Annotated in this window: 11 protein-coding genes and 1 tRNA gene; 9 read left to right on the top strand and 3 right to left on the bottom strand. The window is 28.9% G+C overall.

Annotated features, from left to right (window positions below; translation table 4 throughout):
- The first annotated feature begins 309 nt into the window (after nt 1-309).
- Nucleotides 310-3,768: a P97 family adhesin gene (locus tag MYB_RS02490; protein ID WP_022934717.1), complete on the top strand. Its 3,459-nt coding sequence runs from the start codon at nt 310-312 to the stop codon at nt 3,766-3,768.
- Nucleotides 3,769-3,800: 32 nt separating this feature from the next.
- Nucleotides 3,801-7,463: a P110/LppT family adhesin N-terminal domain gene (locus MYB_RS02485; RefSeq protein WP_022934716.1), complete on the top strand. Its 3,663-nt coding sequence runs from the start codon at nt 3,801-3,803 to the stop codon at nt 7,461-7,463.
- Nucleotides 7,464-7,569: 106 nt separating this feature from the next.
- Here the strand turns inward: MYB_RS02485 and glyA are convergent, their stop codons facing one another.
- Together glyA and MYB_RS02475 are read right to left on the bottom strand one after the other, a co-directional pair.
- Complete coding sequence (glyA, locus tag MYB_RS02480) at nt 7,570-8,826, bottom strand: serine hydroxymethyltransferase (RefSeq protein WP_022934715.1); 1,257 nt, start codon at nt 8,824-8,826, stop codon at nt 7,570-7,572.
- A 117-nt stretch (nt 8,827-8,943) separates the two neighbouring features.
- The gene (locus tag MYB_RS02475) at nt 8,944-9,738 is read right to left on the bottom strand and encodes an MAGa3780 family membrane protein (protein WP_022934714.1); all 795 of its coding nucleotides are present in this window, start codon (nt 9,736-9,738) and stop codon (nt 8,944-8,946) included.
- 92 nt (nt 9,739-9,830) lie between these two features.
- Between MYB_RS02475 and secDF the strand changes: the two genes are divergently transcribed.
- The 7 genes from secDF to MYB_RS02440 all read left to right on the top strand — a co-directional run bounded on the left by secDF (nt 9,831) and on the right by MYB_RS02440 (nt 20,445).
- Nucleotides 9,831-12,428 carry a protein translocase subunit SecDF gene (gene secDF / locus MYB_RS02470; RefSeq protein ID WP_022934713.1) on the top strand — a complete coding sequence of 866 codons (2,598 nt, stop codon included), beginning with the start codon at nt 9,831-9,833 and terminating at the stop codon, nt 12,426-12,428.
- A gap of 13 nt (nt 12,429-12,441) precedes the next feature.
- Nucleotides 12,442-13,716, top strand: a complete 1,275-nt coding sequence (gene hisS, locus MYB_RS02465; protein ID WP_022934712.1) for a histidine--tRNA ligase — start codon at nt 12,442-12,444, stop codon at nt 13,714-13,716.
- A 23-nt stretch (nt 13,717-13,739) separates the two neighbouring features.
- Nucleotides 13,740-15,449, top strand: coding sequence for an aspartate--tRNA ligase (gene aspS, locus MYB_RS02460; protein WP_022934711.1), 1,710 nt, complete (start codon nt 13,740-13,742; stop codon nt 15,447-15,449).
- Between the two features lie 3 nt (nt 15,450-15,452).
- The gene (locus MYB_RS02455) at nt 15,453-16,820 is read left to right on the top strand and encodes an APC family permease (protein WP_022934710.1); all 1,368 of its coding nucleotides are present in this window, start codon (nt 15,453-15,455) and stop codon (nt 16,818-16,820) included.
- 188 nt (nt 16,821-17,008) lie between these two features.
- A complete protein-coding gene (locus MYB_RS02450; RefSeq protein WP_022934709.1) occupies nt 17,009-18,157 on the top strand; it encodes a hypothetical protein in 1,149 nt (382 codons plus the stop codon).
- A gap of 47 nt (nt 18,158-18,204) precedes the next feature.
- Nucleotides 18,205-19,791 (top strand): APC family permease, encoded by a 1,587-nt coding sequence (locus tag MYB_RS02445; RefSeq protein ID WP_022934708.1) that lies wholly within the window; start codon nt 18,205-18,207, stop codon nt 19,789-19,791.
- Between the two features lie 141 nt (nt 19,792-19,932).
- On the top strand, nt 19,933-20,445 hold the full coding sequence (locus MYB_RS02440) for an adenine phosphoribosyltransferase (protein WP_022934707.1): 513 nt from the start codon (nt 19,933-19,935) through the stop codon (nt 20,443-20,445).
- A gap of 360 nt (nt 20,446-20,805) precedes the next feature.
- Here the strand turns inward: MYB_RS02440 and MYB_RS02435 are convergent.
- Nucleotides 20,806-20,889 (bottom strand) — tRNA-Leu (locus MYB_RS02435).
- Between the last annotated feature and the right edge of the window lie 16 nt (nt 20,890-20,905).

The raw sequence follows: 20,905 nt of genomic DNA, 5'->3' as shown, positions 1-20,905 counted from the left end.
TATTTATAAAAAATGGGTTTGAAAGGGTAAGAATGGCTTTTTAAACAAATAAATTTGCATTTTGTCATCCACTGGAAGTCAAAAGCTATAAATTAGAGTTTTAAAACAGTGATTTTTTAAGTAATATTTTTAAAGTTTTAAATTTTCTAATAACCTTTGAAAACATAGAGATATTTTGGTTATTTAGCATAAATTGTGGTATATTTATAATTATTCACAAAAAATATGCTGATTAAAAGCATTATTTTTCAATTTTTGTGATATATACTTATTAAAGTTTTTATTTTTATTTGGAGTATTTTATTTTTTATGGTAAATAAAAAGTTCTTAATTATTGGTCTTGGAGCTGTAGCATCTGTTGCTATTGTTGCAACTCCATTAGCAATAGTTTCTAAATTGACATACAAAGGTGATTCTATCAAAAATGTACAAGATGCATTAAATAAGATTGTCAATGTGTCATTTCAAACTGGAGATGGTGATGGTAAAATCAATAACAATGTTTCATATAGTCGCTTAAAATCATTTTATTTTGATTCAAACAACAAACCAAACAGCAAATTTGTAGTTTCCAACTTTGATTTTTTTGAGCAAAAAGGTGATCAACTTGAAAAAATTGATGATAAGTCATTTGGTAACTTTAAAATTGTTGCTGATGATTTACAAGCTAATGATACAGATAAAAACTTCACTATTTTCTACCACGTTGAAGCAACACAACCAAATGAGTTTGGTCAAATTGTTAAATCTGAAATTCATAAATCAAATCTTAACTTTGGTGTTGTACCACAATTTTTATTAGCAACAGAAGCTCACTCAAAATTAGCTGAATTTAAAAAAGCTATCACTACATCACAAGCATTTGATGCAACTGATGGATCTGGAATAGCTATTAGTCCACTCAATCCTTATACAATTCAACAATTTAAAGCAAGTGTTGAAAAAGATGCTAACACTGTGATTAGACCACTTGCGCTAGTTAGTGAGTCAAGTTTCATCAATGATATTAACACTGCCAATTCATCAGATCAAGCAATTCATTTATTGAGTAAATACTTTAACTTTCAAGATGTATTTGGTCAAATCTTAAAAAATGGTGATTATAAATTTAGTTTAGTTAAAAACCCTAACTTATCACAAAAACCAGGTGAGGGTGAATATGTTACTAAAGTAAATGATGCTGGAAAAAGTTTATTCCGTTTATACTTAAAAACAGAATTTTCAGATGAATATAAAGCAAGTCACCAACACTTGCCAGAATTAAATGCTGCTCACATTGATATTATTAACTTTGATTTATCAAATGATAAATTTAAAGATTTATTCTTAAAACCTAACTTTACAAGTGATTGAACAGTAAAAACTCCAACTAAAGATGATTATTACACAACAAAACCTACTATAGATCAAGCAGTTACTCAACAATTATCAAATGTTCAAAGTACAGCTACAACTAATGGACAAACAACATCTTCACAAACACCTGGTCAACAACAATCAGGAAGCGCTTCATCTGTAACAACCACTGCTGATGTTACTACAACAAATGGAGCAGCAAATCCAAGCACTTCTACAACAAGTGATACTACCGATGAATCTAAAGTTGATTCAAGTCAAATTAATGTTTTTGACTTTTTAAGTCACATTAATGGCACCTTCTTTGCAACTAAAGAAGAACGTAATAAATTTGTAACTTCATACATTAACTCAATGTTAAAAAATGGTTTAAAACCATCATATCAAGGTCAAAATGAAGGTCTTAAATCTCTTAGTGAGCAAGAAAAAGATTTACTCTTTAATTACAATGTAGAAGTAGATGCAGATTCATTAACATTAGCATATGATGACAAAGAACAAAAGCCAGTTATTAAAGGAAGATTAACTTATATAGTTACTGGTAAACCAACAAATCCTGAAGTTAAAGAAAAAGGTCAAACTCCATTACAAGGTTCTACTTCATTATTTGAATTAGATAATTTTAAACCTTTTGAAGTAGAAAGTACTGATACTACAACTACTAAAACTCAAAGCACTACAACAAAAGTAGATGATACATTTAAATATATAGAATTTAAAGCTCCAGAATCTTTTAAAGACTTTTTATTTGAGAATAATGTTGATTATAATTCTGTAGATGGACAAGTAAAAGATAAATTACTATTATCTGAATTAAGAAATGCATATATTACTAACAATGATGAAAAAATATATCAATTATTATCTAATCCTAATTACTATGGATTAGTTCTAAATTCAGCTAGAAAATTAGATGCTATTACAAAAGACTTTGATGTTCCAAGTATTGATGCAATTCCATACACTTTTAAAGAAGCAACAAGTAAAGAAAATATTAAAAACAATGTTTTAAATATTGATTCAAAAATCTTTAGAAATGACTCTGATGTTGTTAGATTCTATTTTGCATTAGAAAAACAAGGATTTACTAAAGTTGCACAATATCTATTTGACATTTTAAAATCAACTGGAAATATTCCAGCAGATAGTCAATTAGACATTAACAAACCTATTTTTGAACAATTAAGTAAAATTAGTTTAATTAAACAAGGTGATTTAGGATTTGATACACTATCATTTGGAAATAACTATCAATTTGAGGTTGATGGAGATTCTACTACTAGTTCACAAAACCTATCTTTGGATAAAAATGGATTACCATCACAAACTTTTGAAAACCAAAGTGGGGATGATGATTTATTAGATATTTCAAGTTTATCTGCAGCTTATGTAGATCCTACAATTTCACAACAAATTCAAGAAAACCAGCTAACTAGTGATAGTGATGTTTTAAAACTTGTTAAAAAATCATCACCATATTTTGCCGATTCTAGTACAGTTAAATTCCAATCAGTTGCTGATGTTTTAATTGCATTTTATACAAAGCTTTATGAATTAACAAATCAAGGCTCATTACCTTTAAGTAAAATTAATGGTAATTTAGGTTATAAACTAGAGTTTCAAGTAGCAAAGCCTGATGATATAAAAAAACTTGTTGATTTTGATCAAAATAAAGATGATATTAGTAAATTAGAAATTAAATATAGATATTCAGTAGGTTTTGTTGATCCTAAAAATCCAAGTGCTATTAAGCATGAGTTATTCAAAACTTCTTTCCAATCATTAAATGAAATTTCATTGCACAATGATGTTAAGACAGCATCAAATGGTAGTTCTATATTAGAAAAGAAAATAGATTCTATTCCAGATTACTACAAAACATTCTATTTACCAACAGAAGATTATGAAAATTTAGGTGCAAAACTTGTTTTAAGATATGCTAATAGAAAAATTCCTAGAATGTCTGTCGAAGATTTACTAACTGAATTAAATGCTCCATGAATTGAAAATTATTACAAAAATCTTTTTGGTAAAGATGTTAGATTTTGAGTATTAAATGGGTTTGTGCCAGATTATTCAAGTCTTTCTTCATCGACAGAAACAAGTTCAGAAGACGAATTAGATGCAGAATTAATTAAAAGTATAAATCCACATGCATCAGTTACAGATGACCACAAATATACTATAAGTTCAGATGTAGCTAAAGAAGCTAATTTAGAGAATAAACAAATAGAAATAAAAGTTAAGAATGAAGATGAAGCAAAGTTAGTACAAACATTTAACACAACATCTTCTAATAAAGATAATAAAAACAAATTTAAAGAAAACTACAAAACAATTAGACTTTATGTACAATCAGGAAAAAAACTTTCTGACAAACCACTCATTATTAGAGTCTACGAACAAAAATAATTTATTTATAGACAAATTTAAGGAAATATAATATGTTAAAAAAATTATTAAATTGAAAAGTCGGTCTTATTGTTGGTGTTTCTACTGCTGCCTTTATTGCTATAGTTGCTTCTCCTCTTGTTGCGCAAAAAAGTGAAACAAGAGATTTTCAAAAGAAATATTCTCTTTTAAATCGTGATATAACAAAAGCTAAGGAGTTATCATCTACTTTTGCACTACCAAAAGCTAAATTTCAAGAATTAGCACAACAACTTAGTTTAAATAGTTTATACAAAAATAAATTAAGTGCACAAACTGCACTTGACTTACACAATGATAAGTCATATGTATTTGAACTAGTTAATGCTGTTGATTTTACTCCATTTACAGAATTAGATCCAAATATGAAATTTGAACTTAGAACAGTAACTCCTACTGAAAATTCTGGTTCACTTACTACAGTTGAAAACAACACCATTAAAAATGTTATTTTAACTGGTATTGATACAACTAATCATATTTATTACGAATCTACAGGTAACATTTCAGGATTTGGAACTAGCGATGGTCAAGACACAGGTGATTTCTTTATTGACCAACATAGATCAGGACTTGAAGTTCACTCAAACATTGCTTTTGGTGACAAACCTGCAACTTTAACTGCTTTAGCATTACAACAAGCTTTTGATCAAGCTTACCAAGAATTTAAAGCACCAGTTGCTCCAGCAGCACCTGCAACAGGTTCACCAACAACACAAACACCAATTGAAACACCAACTCCAGAAGCTAATTTAGCAGCTCAAGCTTCACAATCAAGTGAATCTCAAACAGCACCTGCTCCTCAGGCTTCAGGAACTGAAGCAGCTCAACCAGCTGCCAAAGAAGCAGCGCCTGTTGCTAAAGTAGAAACTAAAAAGGATTATTCTAATGCAGCAGCGCGTGCTTTTGCAGCAACGCTACCTAAAACAGCATCATTAAATTTAATTAACCGTCAAGGTAATGCAACTCTATTACCACAAGGTTACATTTTAGAACCTAAATTAGTAAACGATAAATTATCATTTACTAATTTAGATGATGTTAATAAAACATTGTCATTAGAGATGCAAATTATTAGACCAGATAAAACAGTTATTCCTGTTGAGTTAAGTGTAACTAATTTATCTCAAGTTGAGTCTAATTTTGCTAATGAAATTCAAACAAACTTTAGTAAGTCTTATCGTATCAAACCAGAACTTGCTCAGCTTTTAAATGATACTGGATTGAGTTTAGCATCTATTATTTATGCAGATGCAATTCCAAAAGCTCTAACTGATTATGTAACACCAGCAACACCAGTTGCTCCTGCAGCCCCAGCACAAACTACAACTCCAACTGTTCCTGCCACTAAACAAGAAGCAACTCCAGCAGAGAATCAAACTCAAAGTGGTTCAAGTGATCAAGCTGCTCCAAAATCACAAACTCAACAACCAACAACTTCAGAATCACAAACTAGCCAATCTTCTACAACCCCTCAAACTCAAAGTGGACAAGCAGCTTCATCTTCAGAATCTTCAGCAGCAACAGAAACATCAACAGGTACAGAAAAAGCCAAATCAGCTGAAGGTACATCTAAAGTTGTTATTCCAACCAAAGCAGAAGGTCGTGTATCAGATGCTGTAGTTAAATTATTTGAAGGAAAAACACTTGCAGATCTTCAAAAATTTGATTTTTGATATGAACAAACTGCAGATCTTAGTGGTTTATTAAATACCAATAATAATGCACCACAAAAATATAGTAACTTTAGTGTGGACTTTGCTAAAAATGCAAATGGAACTTTAACTCAACCATCACAAAGTGATGTTGCAAATGGTAAAATCTTATTTAATTTTGATTATGCAACTACATTTGCAAAACCAATTAAATTACCAAGTGGAGTTAAAGTAAATCCTGATAAAGCAAACTCTGTATTACAAAGTGCTAACATCGAAATTAATGGAGATGTTGAAGCATTACGTGGTCAATTAGCTTCATTATTTAAAGGTTTATCAACAACTATTAATTTAGTTGAAAGCAAATATGCTTACACATTTGCAAATGATTTAGATTCAGCATTTGTTCCATTAGCTAAAGCTTTTGAAGCAACTGTTAAAGCAAAAAGTGCAACTCCATCTACAACTGGATCAACTCAAACTCCAGCTGCTTCAAATGCATCAAACCCAGCAGCTAAAGCTCCAGCTGCAAAACCAGTTGTTTCAGCAGGAAATACCGGAATTAACAATGCTGGTGCTGGATTCTTCACTTACTTAAATAATGCTGGTTCACTTCAAGATTCACAAAAACAAGGTAAAATTAAAACTCCAGGTGATCTTGTAAAAAGTTTAATTGATAAATTTGCACAATCCGGATTACCAAATATGTCAATTACAAGCAGTTTTGATGGAAACTATCACATTAGTTTTAATGTTCAAAATGCACAAGCATCTGCTAATTATGTAATTACAATTCAAGGTATTAAACCAACCAGTACAGCATGATCAGCAATTAAACAATTATCACCAACTGTATTTTTTGATGCAACTGGAGCTTCAGTAGGAACTTCAGAAGCTGTTGAAGGGAAACCAGCTACTTTAACTTTAAGCGACTTGCGTGATAAAACCCGTGAATGAAAAGCTGATTCAGGAGTTCCAAAACATGATAGTGTTGATGGTGTTACTTTAGGCAAAGCAAGTGTAAGTTTTGATAACAAATCTAAAGGTCTTAAATTAAGTGATGATGCAACCAAATTAACTAATGGTTCATTATTTATGGCATTTAGTGTAGATCAATTGCCAAAAGGTATTGATAAACTTTATCTATTAAAATCCGCAGTCTCTTCAGATGAAAAAGATAAAGCGCCACAAACTATTAATGTTTTCATTCAAAAAGCACCTAAACTTGATGATTCAGTTAAAACAGAGTTAGAATCTGTTAAAGATAGTTACATTATTGGCCTTGAATATGGAGCAGAACCAGCTACTGCTGGAGCTGCAGCAAATGCAGCAGCAACTTCAAGTACTGGGACTGGAGGAGTAGCAGCTACTGCAACAACAACTCCTGCTGCCACAATTATTGGATTATTTACTGATCCAACAAAAAAAGCACTAACTGGTGGAACAAGTTCTGGAGATAAAGCTATTGTTATTGGAAAACAAGGTACTCAGGTTGATTTAGGAAAAACTACCTTTTCACAAGATGTATTCAATGGTTACAAAGATATGGAAGATTTCTTGATCACTAAAGGTGAAACATTACTTTTAGAAATCAATATAAGTCAAGGAACACAAACTGGTGGTTCAGGATCAACAGGAACAGCTGCTCAAAATTCCAAAACCATTGAATTTATTCTAAGATCTTCTAAAAATAATGATCCATTGAATAAATACATTAAATCAACATTAACATTTGGAAATACTGGTGGAGCTGGTGGTTCAGGTTCTGCTGTTTCAGCAGTTGGTGCTGACAAAGGTCTTGCATACTTAAAACGTGGAATTGACTTCCACACAATTGGTGGTCGTAGTGCACTAGCAAATCAAGGTTCATTTAACCTTAAAGGATTTGCTGTATTCAATGATGATCAAACCCAAAAAGATGCTCAAGGCTTTACTACTCTATCCCGTCCAACAACTAGAAGTGCTATTGCTAAAGCATTTATAGATCAATACTTCTATAAATTTAAAGCAAATAATAATTAAAATCTTAATTATTAAAAATAAAATAAAATTGCCTTTTAAAGGCAATTTTTTATTTCTTAAAATATATAAATAAAAATAAAGATTTATATTTAATAAATATATAAATTTATTTTCAATAAGATTTTTTAATTGGAAAGCCTTTTGCTAACTGAGCAACTTGTTTCTTAAAACTAACCCTTTGAGTTCTATTAAGTTTTTTTAAAGTTAAAACTTGGTGAATAATTTCACCAATTTGTTCAAACTCATTAGTTTGAAAACCACGTGAAGTCATCGCTGGAGTGCCAAATCTGATTCCTGAAGTTATCATTGGACTTTTGGTATCTTTTGGAATTGTGTTTTTATTAGTGATAATATTGATAGACTCAAGTAAAATTTGAGCTTCTTTACCAGTTAAACCATAAGAAGAAAAAACATCAACAATAAATAAGTGGTTAGTTGTTCCACCAGAGATGACTCTTGCACCTTTTTTAATAAAAAAGTTGGCAAATGCCTTTGCATTTGCTACAACTTGTTTTGCATAATCGACAAATCAAGGTTGTAAAGCTTCGCCAAAACCAACAGCTTTACCAGCTATTGCATGAAATAAAGGACCACCTTGCATTCCAGGGAAAACAACTTTGTTAATTTTAGCTATAATTTCAGGATCATTTGCTAAAATAAGTCCTCCGCGAGTACAACGCAATGTTTTTTGAGTTGTTGCAGTCATTACATGAGCAAACTCAACAGGTGAGTTGAGTACTTTTGCAGCAATTAGTCCAGCAGTGTGGGCTATATCTGCGAGCAGATAGGCTCCAACTTTGTCTGCTATTTGACGAAAACGTTTGTAGTCAATGTGGCCTGAATAAGCTGAGTAACCACAAATAATTAAACTTGGTTTAACCTCGAGGGCTATTTTTTCAATTTGGTTATAATCTAGCAATTCATCTTCGCCTAATCCATAGTTAAAACCTGTGTAAAACATTCCACTAAAATTAACTTTATAACCATGAGTTAAATGGCCACCACTTGCCAAATCAAGACCTAAAATCTTGTCTCCAGGTTTGAGTAAAGCTGCAAATACAGCTGCATTTGCACTCGAACCAGAATAAGGTTGAACATTAGCATATTCAACACCAAATAGTTTTTTAGCTCTTTCAATGGCAATTTGCTCAATTTTGTCAATGTTTTGGCATCCGCCATAATAGCGTTTGCCTGGATAACCTTCACCATACTTGTTGGCCAAAGATGAACCTGTAGCATCTAAAATATCTTGTGAAGCATAATTTTCACTTGCAATTAATTCTATTTGCTCTTGTTGACGTTTGGACTCATCATTAATAATTTTGGTGATTTGCTTGTCATAAAGTTTAACTTTTTTATACATAATAATTTCCTAACAAATATTATTTAGTTACTAAATTATATTAGATTCAACTATATTATAATAAAACCCAACTTTTTATAAGTTGGGTTTTCTATCATATTTTACAAATTAAAAATTTTATTTAATTTGCAATCACTTAAACCATTGATTTTTTTCAAATTTGAGTTTGAGCACTTTGGCTCAAAACAAGCTTATAGAAACTGGGATGGCAAAGGCGATGGCAAAAATTAAAATATCTAAAATTACAACAATTGCTGTATTTTGTCCCCGATAGAAAAATGGGAACAAGAAATTAATAAAGTTGTAAACAACGGCACCATCAAAAATAGTTCTTTTACCATCTTGGCTAGAATAACTATTTAGTGTTGCCATGTAAAGGATTCAAAGGGCTAAAAAGTAGCCAAAAACATAAAGAGATAATTTAAAAAATAAACTTTGTGAAACACTAAATTCATTTTTAAAATAAATTATTATTGCAAAAGCAATAAATGGATTGATAGCATGCAAAACAAGAGATTGAATTGCATTATAAGGTTTAAATCAAGCATTTGTGTTTCAAGAAATTAAAACTCAATAAATTACAAAAGTAATTGAGATTCACACAAGGGCTGAAAAGAAAAAATTTCTTGACCATCTTTTATTGCCATAAAAGCCCAAAAGGGCAATTGCAACACCTAAAATTAAATTGGACTGATCAGTAAAATAAGTAATAGCACTAAAACCTTTTAAAAAATATTTAAAATTGATGTACTTGCCAGAAAATGGATGTTGGGTCTCACTAGGTAATTTTGTAACAGCATCTGTTATCAAAAAAGCTAGACTAATCACTACAACTAGCACACCTACAACCCTTAAAATATTTTTGAAAATAGGCTTTTCTAATTTGGAATAATTGTCAATTGAATTTTGCATTTTATTTCCTTTTTTAGGTTTTTAAAAAGTAAAATTTGGTATAATTATACTTTTTAAAATAATTTTTTAGCAAAAAAAATATGGAGGGGCAAATGAAAGCAAAAAGATTTTCAATAAAAAAACTTTTTCAACTAAATAGTTGGAAACGTTTTTTTATTGCGATAATTTGTGCTCTAGGATTAATTGCTGGGGCATCAGTTGTTGCTACTAATTATATTAGTCCCAAAATAAATCGTTCAGTTTCATATAGTGGTGGTGCTGAAGTTTTAGTTGCTGTCAAAAATAATGATGGCAGCCTTCCAAGTGCTCAAAAAGTTATTGCTGCAGACAAACAAATTTTAAATAGACTTACAGGTGGAACCAGTCTAGATGGTACTAGAGTTACCATTGAAGGCAAGGATCAAATTAGCATTGTTCGCAAGGGTGTTTATAGTCCAACTAGTTTAAAACAATTAACAGATGAAATTATTAACAAACCCACAATTACTGTAACTGATTCTAATAACAACCCATTATTTTTAGATGGTAAGTTTAATGCTGATCAAAGTTTAGATTTTAGTCAAGCTGATCCTCAAGATTGAGCATTAAAATTAAAACCTGGATCTGCAGTTGCTATTCCAAATCCATCAAGGCCTCAACTTAATCAAGTTCGAGTAAAATTTTTAAATAATAATGCTCAACTTGAGTGAACTAAAGCTACTGAATATATTTCTAAAAAGCCATATGGCCAAAATAAAATTTTAATTTGAGCAAATTTAAAAGGTCTTATTAATTTAGCTAAAACTAAATTCCCAGAAGAATGAAAAGCATCTGGTGAAAATATCTATAAATTTGTTCATGTTGATCAAGAAACTAACCCTAAAAATTTGGGCAATAATAAAACACTTCAACCAGCTTTGAAACAATTTCAATTTAATGCTAAAAAATATTTAATTTCCGAAATACCTATTTTTGGTTCTCAAAATTCAGAATATTTAGACATTAGTGGTCAATTTAGTTCACAACAAGCAACTCAATTAGCTCTTAACATCAACTATTCTAATGCTGATTTTAAATTGGATTTAGTTAGTTCATCATTTATTAATGAAAAAAAATCTAATTTAGCATATATTATTGCTTGAATTGCTATAGCAATTTCATTGTTAGGTATTGCTACATTTTTCATAATTTATTATCGACTTTTAGGTGTTGTTGCAACATTTTCAATGGGACTTTTTGTTTTTGTGTTACAACTATTTATTGTAGGAGTAGGTGCAGAATTTTCACCTTTTGCAATAGTGGCTATGTTTGTGGCTGTTTTATTAAATGTTGGAGCTACAATTGTTGGTTTAGAATCTTTTAAAAGCAAAATGTATTTGGGACAAAGTGTTTTAAAATCAAATAGTCATGCTAATAAAATTTCACTATCTACAATTATTGACACTCATATAGTTGTCTTTATTTTTGCAGTTGTTTCATTCTTTTTTGGCATTAAAGAAATTAAAGAATTTTCAATTATTTTAATTTTTGCCACTTTATTCACATTTGTGATTTCAACAACACTTACTAGGTGAGTTAATTTATTTTTGTTAAAAGATAATTGATTACAACACAAACCATTTTTATTAGGAATTCATAGCAAATCCTCACAAAAATTTAGTCGTGGTTATCAATCTATTTTTCATCGTTTAGATGTAAGTAAGTTTTTAAAATATGGAAAATGAAGTCCTGTTGCCATTTTAATTTTAGCTATAATTTTTTATATTAGTTTTGCTGGAGCAAATCACAACTTTTTTGGTGCAAACTTTTCTATTGGTTATCAAAGCGGTACTGCTTTTTTAATTGAAAGCAAAAATTCTACTTTTGATTTAATTAACTCATCAAAAGTTGATGAAATTCTTGCCTTTTTGAATAATAATGAAGGCATCAACCAATCAAATGCTAATATTTTAGTTATGCCAACTGTTGCAGATGGTAACTCATTTAATATTGAAGTTCAAAGTTTTAAAAATTTAAATACTCAAGCCTCAGAAATTATTAAACAAATTCAATCTCAATTTAGCAATATTAAAGTCAGTTCATTTGCGATAACTACAGTTCAAGCGAACAATATTGTTCAAAGTGTTTTTGCATCACTTGCTCTTAGTCTCCTACTTATTGGTATTTTTGTATTTTTACGTTATAACTGAAGTTTTGCTTTAACATTGATTATTACAATTGCCTTTAATTTACTAATGATTTTTGCAATAGCTGTTATTGTAAGAATTCAAATTTCCACTCCATTTATGATTGCATTCTTAGCACTTGCGGCTTACTCTAGTTATGACTTGGTTACTTATTTTGCTAATATTAAACAAATTTTAAGTAGAATTCCAAAACATCAAGTTTATTCTAAAGAAGATATTAAAGAACATAGTCAATTAGCAGTGAGAGAAAATGCTAAAAAATCACTTTTAATTTTCGGTATTGCAATAGCTATTTTTGTTATTTTAGGAATAGCTTATCAATCAATTCACTTGAGTTTTTCTTTAGCTATGATTGTAGGATTTATAGTGATTTTAGCTAGTTCAACTTTTGTTGCCCCATGATTAATTGTTAAATTTGAGGTTATTCGTAACCGTCATAAACAAAAAAGAATTGATAATAAATTTTGAAATGTTCAAAAAGTTTATGAACAATCTTTTGCAAATATAAACGACTTTGAAAAATAATTATTAATAAAAAATGAAAACAATAACTAATTTAAGACCAAAAGGTACCTATGATTTGTTTAATCAAAAAGGTGAACTCTTTTTAAAAACTAGAGACTTATTTTTTAAGCTTGCTAGTAATTTTAATTTTAATTTTATTGACACGCCAATTTTTGAATACTTAACAGTTTTTTATACATCAGGAAAACAATCCGACCTTGTTAGTAAAGAACTTTATAAATTTAGTGATCGTTCAGAGCGGACAATGGCACTTAGAGCTGAAGGTACAGCTCCTGTTATGCGAGCTATTGCTGAAAATAAACTTTTTTTGGATAATAAAAAATTTTTTTATTTTGGACAAATGTTCCGTTATGAAAAACCACAAAAAGGAAGATCTCGCCAATTTTGACAAGCTGGTTGTGAATTTATAGATTTAAGTGATGATAGTCAAACCGCTGCATACCAAAAATTAGAAATTTTGCAGTTAGGTATAACTTTATTAAATCAATTAAATATTGATTACAAAATTAAACTTAATTATTTAGCTACTGAACAAACTCGGCAAAAGTACATCGAAGCACTAAAGCAATATTTTCAACAATATAAAGATAAACTTGAAAAAATATCTCAACAAAGACTTGAAAAAAATCCTTTACGAATTTTAGATGACAAAATTGAATCTCAAAAAGATTTTGTTATTAATGCTCCAAAAATTGATACTTTTTATTCAGAAGCAGAAAAACAAGATTTTGAAACAATTTTAGTAGTGCTCAAAGATAACAAAATCGATTTTGAAGTGGATACAAATTTAGTTCGTGGTCTTGATTACTATGATGATTTAGTTTTTGAATTTGTATCAGATTCACCAGCTTTAGGTCAAAGAACCACTATTTTAGGTGGTGGATGTTACTATAATTTAGTTTCAGATTTTCAAATGCCAGCTGCTAAAGGTGTTGGTTTTGCTATAGGTGTTGATCGTCTATTGGAAATTTTGAGCTTAAATACTCAAAATGAACGCACAATTGATTTTTATTTTTTAGGTTTTAATTTTGATGAAATTAAAACTTTTGCATTTTTAGCAAACCAAATTAGACAAGATAATTTCACAGCCGAATTTAACAAAAAACCAACATCATTTACCAAGGGGTTTAAAAAAGCCCAAAAAACAAATGCTAAACTAATAGTATTTTATGAAAAAGACCAGCCAGCCAACACTGTTACAATTAAAACATTGTCAACAGGCAAAAAGCAAATTGTTGAATTTTCTAGTTCAGCAATAACAAAATTATTAAAAGAAAATAATGTATAATTTCAAACCAGGAGTTTTAATTTATGATAAATAGCAAAACACTTTCGCGAGAGTTGCTCGAAAAACAAGTTTTTTTACAAGGATGAGTGCAAAATATCCGCAAGTTTAAAGATAAAATTTTCATTGACTTAAGAGACTATGAAGGTATTTGTCAAGTGGTTTTAGAAGGCGAACTTATGTCTATTAAAATCACTAAAGAATCAGTGATTAGTGTCATTGGAATAGTGAAATTGCGTTCTAGTGTCAATGAAAAAATTAAAAATGGTGATCTAGAAATTTTAGCTTCCAAAGTTGAAGTTATCTCACTTGCAGCAGAGCTGCCATTTGAAATACATGATGAAACTAATGCCAATGAAGATTTAAGATTAGAATACCGTTATTTAGACTTGCGACGTAAAGTTGTTCATAACAAAATAGTTTTTCGTTATAAATTTTTGCACCAACTTCGACAATATCTCTATGAAAACAATTTTATCGAAGTTGAAACTCCTATTTTGTCCAAATCAACACCTGAAGGTGCTCGTAGTTTTTTAGTACCTACTCGTAAACAAGGTCATTTTTTTGCTTTACCACAATCTCCCCAACTTTACAAGCAATTATTAATGGTTTCTGGTTTTAACCGCTATTTTCAAATTGCGCGAGTATTTCGTGATGAAGACTTGCGTAATGACCGTCAATATGAATTTGTTCAATTAGATTTAGAGTTTTCTTTTCCAACTATTGCAATGATTCAAAGTGAAATTGAAAAAATTATGGTTAGTGTTTTCAATCGTTTTGGCATTAGTTTTGATGGAACTTTTGAATCTATGAGTTTTGACAATGCTATCGATCAATATGGAACTGATAAACCTGACTTGCGTTTTAAAAATCTATTAATTGATGCTAGTGAACTTACCAACAAGGATGAATTTTTATTTTCGGGTGATACAACTAAAGTAGTGTTTTTAGAAAATCATCTAATTAATAAAAATGATTATAAAACATTATCTGAAACTATCTTACAAAACCAAGGTAATCGTTTATTGTATTTACATATCAATAATAAAGAAATTGATTATTATTCATTTAAAACTTCACCAGAACTTATTGATAGAATTGAAAGTTTTGTTGCAAAACAAAACTTTGAAACAGGAACATTGTTTTTGGTTTCTGACAAATATGAAAATACTTGCAAGGCTTTAGGGGCTCTTCGTGTAAAAATAGGTCAATTATTTAATTTAGCAGATGATTCTAAATATCGGTTTGTGTGAATTGTTGATTGACCACTTTTTGAGACCAACTCAGAAGGAGGTTTTTCAGCTGCTCATCATCCATTTACACATCCAACTAGCGAAACTCGTCAGTTTTTAACTAGTGATCCAAACAAAGTGCGTGCTCAAGCATATGATTTAGTGCTCAATGGTTATGAGTTAGGTAGTGGTTCGATTCGAATTGTTGATCAACAACTTCAAAAACAAATTTTTGAAGTAATTGGTTTAAATGATCAGCAAATCGAATCTCAATTTGGCTTTTTATTAAAAGCGTTTTCATATGGCGCACCGCCACATGGAGGTTTTGCAATTGGTCTTGATAGATTATTGATGATTTTAACAAAATCATCATCAATCCGAGAAGTCATTCCATTTCCTCTTAATTCAAAAGGTCAAGACTTGCTATTTGAATCACCAACTGCAGTTCAAGATTCTCAGCTAGTTGATTATGGACTAAAACTTAACAAAAAGGAAGGTAACTAATAAATGAGTAAACAAAGTAGCGGCAAGAACCAACTATCAGAAAAGCAATTTATTTTTTTCGGCCTCAATTATGTTGTGGGCTTTGGTTTTATAGCTACCATTTCTAAAGTAATCAAGTTAGGTGTTTGAGGAATTCTTGTTTTTGCAATTACATCCTTAATCACTTTAGCTGTAATTTATTCTTTTGCCCGTGCAGGACAAAGGTTTCAATATAAAGTAGGTGGTTCATACGCCTATGCCAAAAGAGTTTTTGGTCCAAAAATGGTATTTTTCCAAGGCTGGAATCAAATCAGTCAAATTATTTTATTTTCATCAACTACACCATTATTTTTGTCACAACTACTAATTAGCATTGACCCAGATAGAAAATGAGTCTATATTTTACTATCACTTTTGCTTTATATTGGTTTAATTTCAACAGGTTTTTTTGGTTTTAAATTATCGAAATGATTCATTTTTGGGGCTGCTATTCTCAAGTGAATTACACTTGGACTAGGTATGGGTCTAATTATTTATTTGATTAGCAAATCTGGAGATTATGGAACAACTTTTAGAAGTTATGGAGCTGTTTCAGTTACATCCATTGCTTCAACAATCTTGTCATTTATTTATGCGTATGGTGGTTTTGAATCATTAGCCCTTTTATCAGGAAATACTAAAACTAGTAGATTTAAGAAGATAATGCTATTAATTTTTTTCATTATTCTTGCTAGTTACTTCTTGTTTTACATTATTTTTATAGGATTACCAAAAGATTTAATTTCTTCATTTGGACTTGAAGCAGTTTATAAATATGTATGAGGATTTGCAGGATTTAGTGTCTTTACTGTGGGTCTTTTATTCAATCGTATCACTGGTACAACTTCTAGTCCAGCACCATATGCTAGAATGATTATGCCTTTAGCAGATGATGGGTTTTTACCAAGACCTCTTGTTAAAACAAATAAACATGGTGAATACAAAAATGCTATTGTTTTAGCAATGTTAATGGCTATTGGTTCATCAATAATTTTTACAATTATTCCACAAGCTTTTGGTGTTGGAAATGTTTTTGAAAAAATGCTTGATGCTGGAAATATTGCTTATTTGGTGCAATATTTATTGACTATTGTGACAATTTATGTATGGCACATTAAAAAGATTGACAAGATTCCTTTATGAGAAAGAGTTATTTATATTATTGGTGCAATTGCAATTATTTTTACATTGATATTTTCTCAATTTCCATTCCTAATTGGACAAAAAACTAATTTTGAAGAATTTTTACCATTAATTGCTTACATAGTAACAATAATTTTCGGTTACATTGTAATGATTATTTCAAGATTTTACAATAAAAAATACTTACAAAAACATTTTGCTCAATATTAAAAATCAATACAAAACAATGTTGAAAAAATAAATAACTAAAAATCAGGTTTATGCCTGATTTTTTTATGTTTTTTTAAGAATATTAAAAATGAGAAATAAAGAACAAAAAGTGTATTTTTTGTTTTATTTTGGCAAAACATTCTTAAAAATCTTAAACTTTAAAAATAAATAAAGTTATAGGGGCCAAAATGAAAACAATAACATTGAATTATTTTAAAAAATATACTTTTTGATTTGCAATGGTTGTAAGTCTATTTTTGGTTATTCCTTTTTTAGTGAGTTGCATAAAGTTTGACTCTTGAATTACCAAAACTACTACAAATACAAACACAAATATCACATCAAATAAAGTATCTTCATATAACTTTACATCTATTCTTTCTGGTCAAAAACCAAATCCTAAAAAACCTATGAATAATTTCGCAAATTTACAAGATTGAAACGAAATTAAAACTAGTAAATTTGGATATTTTGAAAATAATTTTGTTGGACTTGAAAAAATGTTCACAGTATTTTTTAATATTTTTAATTCTAATAAACAAAAGGAATTTATTAATCAATTTAATAATCAAGATTTAAATATTTTTAAAAATAATTTTCAAATTAATTTTACAAATAGCAAAAATTTAGAAATAAAAAAACCAGAAATTAATACAAAATTAAAACTAGACAATGAATTAAAAAAATTTTTTAATGATCAAATTGTGATTTTTGAATCAAATTATAATTCTGATTTATTTTTTAGTCATCGAAGTAATAGTTATTTTATTGAAGAATATTTTAAAGAAAGAAAAATTCAATGAGAACCAAATCTTAAATCATTATTTTCTTTCAATTTTCTTAACTATAATTTTGATTTTGTCATAAAATCACAAGATTTAATTCAAAAAATTTTATTGTCAATTATAGAATTTGAACAAACAAAGCAAAAGTTACAATCAGAAAAAAGCAAAATTGATGATCAAATAAAAATTTTAAAAAAACAAATAAATAGAGGATATCAACCTTCCAAAGCTGAATCCTTATTAATTCAAAATTCTAGAATTTTTCTTCCTAGTAGGCAAGAAACAGAAAAATTAGTGAGATTGATTGCTAAATTTTTAGATCCTAATTTACATTTGAGTTTGAATTCTAATTTTGTGTTTTTTAATGATTCTAATATTGGAATAAATAACCAATATTTTTATGATAAAATTTTAAGTTATTATAATGAATTTGTTTTATCAATTGCAAAACAGTATAAAATTCAAACAATTTTTGAACTTTTAGGTTCTAAAAAAATTAATCTAATTAAAAAGTACTTCTATCCTTTAATAACTCAAACAATAGCTAGCTAAAATTGTTATAATTTATAAGATTATACAATCAAAATGGAAAGGCCACTGTGGAAATAAAATCATCTAAAACAAATAATTCTACAAACGGGAAAAAAATTTCTTTTTTTGGTGCACTTTCAATTGTATTGGGTGCTAGCATAGGTGCTGGAATTTTTTTTAAATCAAAAACAGTTTTAGATGGAGCTGGCAATAATTTGATTTTTGCAATTTTTAGTTGACTTTTTGCATGTTTTGTTATAGTTGCAATGGCATTTGCTCTTATCGAAATAGCTTCAGCTTCTAAAAAGTCTAACTTATCACTTATTAGTTGAAATAAAATTTTTAATTCTAATTTTGTTTATCAATTATCTAAAAATTTTATTATTTATTTATATTTGCCTTTTACTTATTTTGTGATGCCTGTTTACTTTGTTCAGATGTTTCAAGATAGTTTGGCAGCTTTCACTCTTTCAAATAATTCAACACTCGCTTCCAATTATGATTGAGTTATTGTTTTAATAGCAACCCTTGCAATTTTTTACTATTTTTTAGTTGTTGGTTTAAATACTAGAGTGGCAAATATTCATAATCAGGTTATTTTGGCCTTTAAATTCTTACCAATTATTATTGTTGTGATTTTAGGTTTTGTTTTTTTTGCATCAAATGTTGGTAATACTTTGAAAGAATCTCCAGTTTTTGATGATTATAAATCTATTATTAATAAAGGGGCATCGCTTGAAAAAACACTTCCAGGAGTTGGGATGTTTTTAGCAATGGCTGCTATCTTTTTCACTTATGAAGGGTTTTTTACAGCAGCAGGACTTCAAAGTGAAATGAAGCAACCTCATAAAACTCCTTATGCAATTTTATTAGGAATAGGAATTACTACAATCATTTATCTTTTAATAGCAATTGCAACCTCTATAGTTGGTAATGGTTCTATTACTGAATTTCTGGATATAGCTCAAAAAAAACTTCATTGGTCCAATACTTTAATTAAAACAATTATTGGAACAACCAATTTATTTGTAGCTATTAGTATTTTGGGTATTATTAATAGTTTTACAATGTGGGGTCCACGAGCTCTTGAAGAATTAATTCAAAATGGGGAAATTAAGTGACTTGTACAATATAAGGACAAAACAAATTTAAGTCGTCCTTTAGTTTCAACATTAGTGATTGGCATTGTTTCAACATTTGCCATTATTATTTTATTTTTGATAGGTGTTTTTGGTTTTACTAACTCAGATGGCAATTATGGTCAAAACTTAAATAATTTATATGCTTTTGCAGATATTTCTGGAAATTGGTCTGCCTTAATTACTTTCTTTTTAATAACAATTGCAATCTATGGTGGTATTAAAAATCGAAAAAGTCAAAAAGTTCAAACTACTAAAGTCAAGTATTTTCATTTGTGAGCTTGAATTTCTATTATTGCAACTTTTTTAATTTTATTTTTTGCTTTTGCAGTTCCGATTATTGACTTATTCTTATTAATTTGAGTTGATAAAAATGTAAATAATTATCATTTCTTATTGCAAACCAGAGTTACCAAAGTGGTTGTTCTCATTGTCTTTGTAGCTATGCCAGTAATTCCAATTTTGATTGGTAAACATAAATTAAAAAAAACAAGAAAGACAAAATTGAAGGTTTAAAAACCAACACTAATGAGTAATTTTGTTTTTTGCATTAAAAATTAAATAAAAAAATACTTTTTTGAAAAAAGTATTACAAAATTAAAATTTTTGAAATAATATTTAAATTTTTAATTTCTAATTGTATAATATAACAAAGTAATGAAATTAGAACTTAAAAACTTTATCCGTAATGTTCCTGATTTTCCAAAACCAGGAATTAATTTTAAAGATATTTCCCCACTTTTAGCAAATGGAGAAGCATTAAATTATACTATTAGAAAAATGGCTGAGTTGTCTAGTGATGCCGATGTTATTGTTGGTCCAGATGCTCGTGGTTTCCTATTTGGAACACCAACAGCTAGTTTTTTGTCAAAACCATTTGTTATGGTTAGAAAGGCAGGTAAGTTACCAGGAGATGTACACCAGTTTTCATATACTTTGGAATATGGTTCTGCAATCTTAGAACTTCAAGTTGGTATGCTTAAGCCAGGGCAAAAAGTTGTGATTATAGATGATGTGCTTGCAACTGGAGGTACTGTTAAAGCCATTACTAAATTAGTTGAACAACAAGGAGCTATAGTTGACAAAATTATTTTTTTAATGGAACTTGCAGCACTTGAAGGTCGTGAAACATTAAAAGAATATAACGTTATATCACTTATTACAGTTTAATTTATAAGATATAACAATTTAAAAAATCACCTATTTAAAGGTGATTTTTTAAAGTCCATTTTATAATTAAAAAAATTTACAACAAATAAAAAAACTAGTAAAATACAAAAATAGAATATATATACAACTAAAAAAAAGAAAGGTTTTAATATATGTGTTTAAATTTATTAATCTGTTTTTTGAATATTTAAAAAATTAACTTATTATGAAAGAAATACAAATATATAAGTAAAATTTAATAAAATTTAGAATATGTAAATAATTAAAATAACAAAAATAATGTTAATAATTGTGTTAGATAAATTATATAGATAAAATAAGAGTTTTCTATATACTTAAAAAGAAAATTTTAACCAAAAATGGTGGCTCATATCGGACTTGAACCGATACGCCGTTAAGCAGCAGGTTTTGAGTCTGCCGTGTCTACCATTCCACCAATGAGCCATTTTGTTTTATTTAA

This window comes from Mesomycoplasma bovoculi M165/69 (assembly GCF_000524555.1).
Taxonomy (GTDB): domain Bacteria; phylum Bacillota_I; class Bacilli_A; order Mycoplasmatales; family Metamycoplasmataceae; genus Mesomycoplasma; species Mesomycoplasma bovoculi.
Note: the sequence above shows the minus strand (reverse complement) of the source record. Positions and strands in the feature narration are given on the sequence as shown.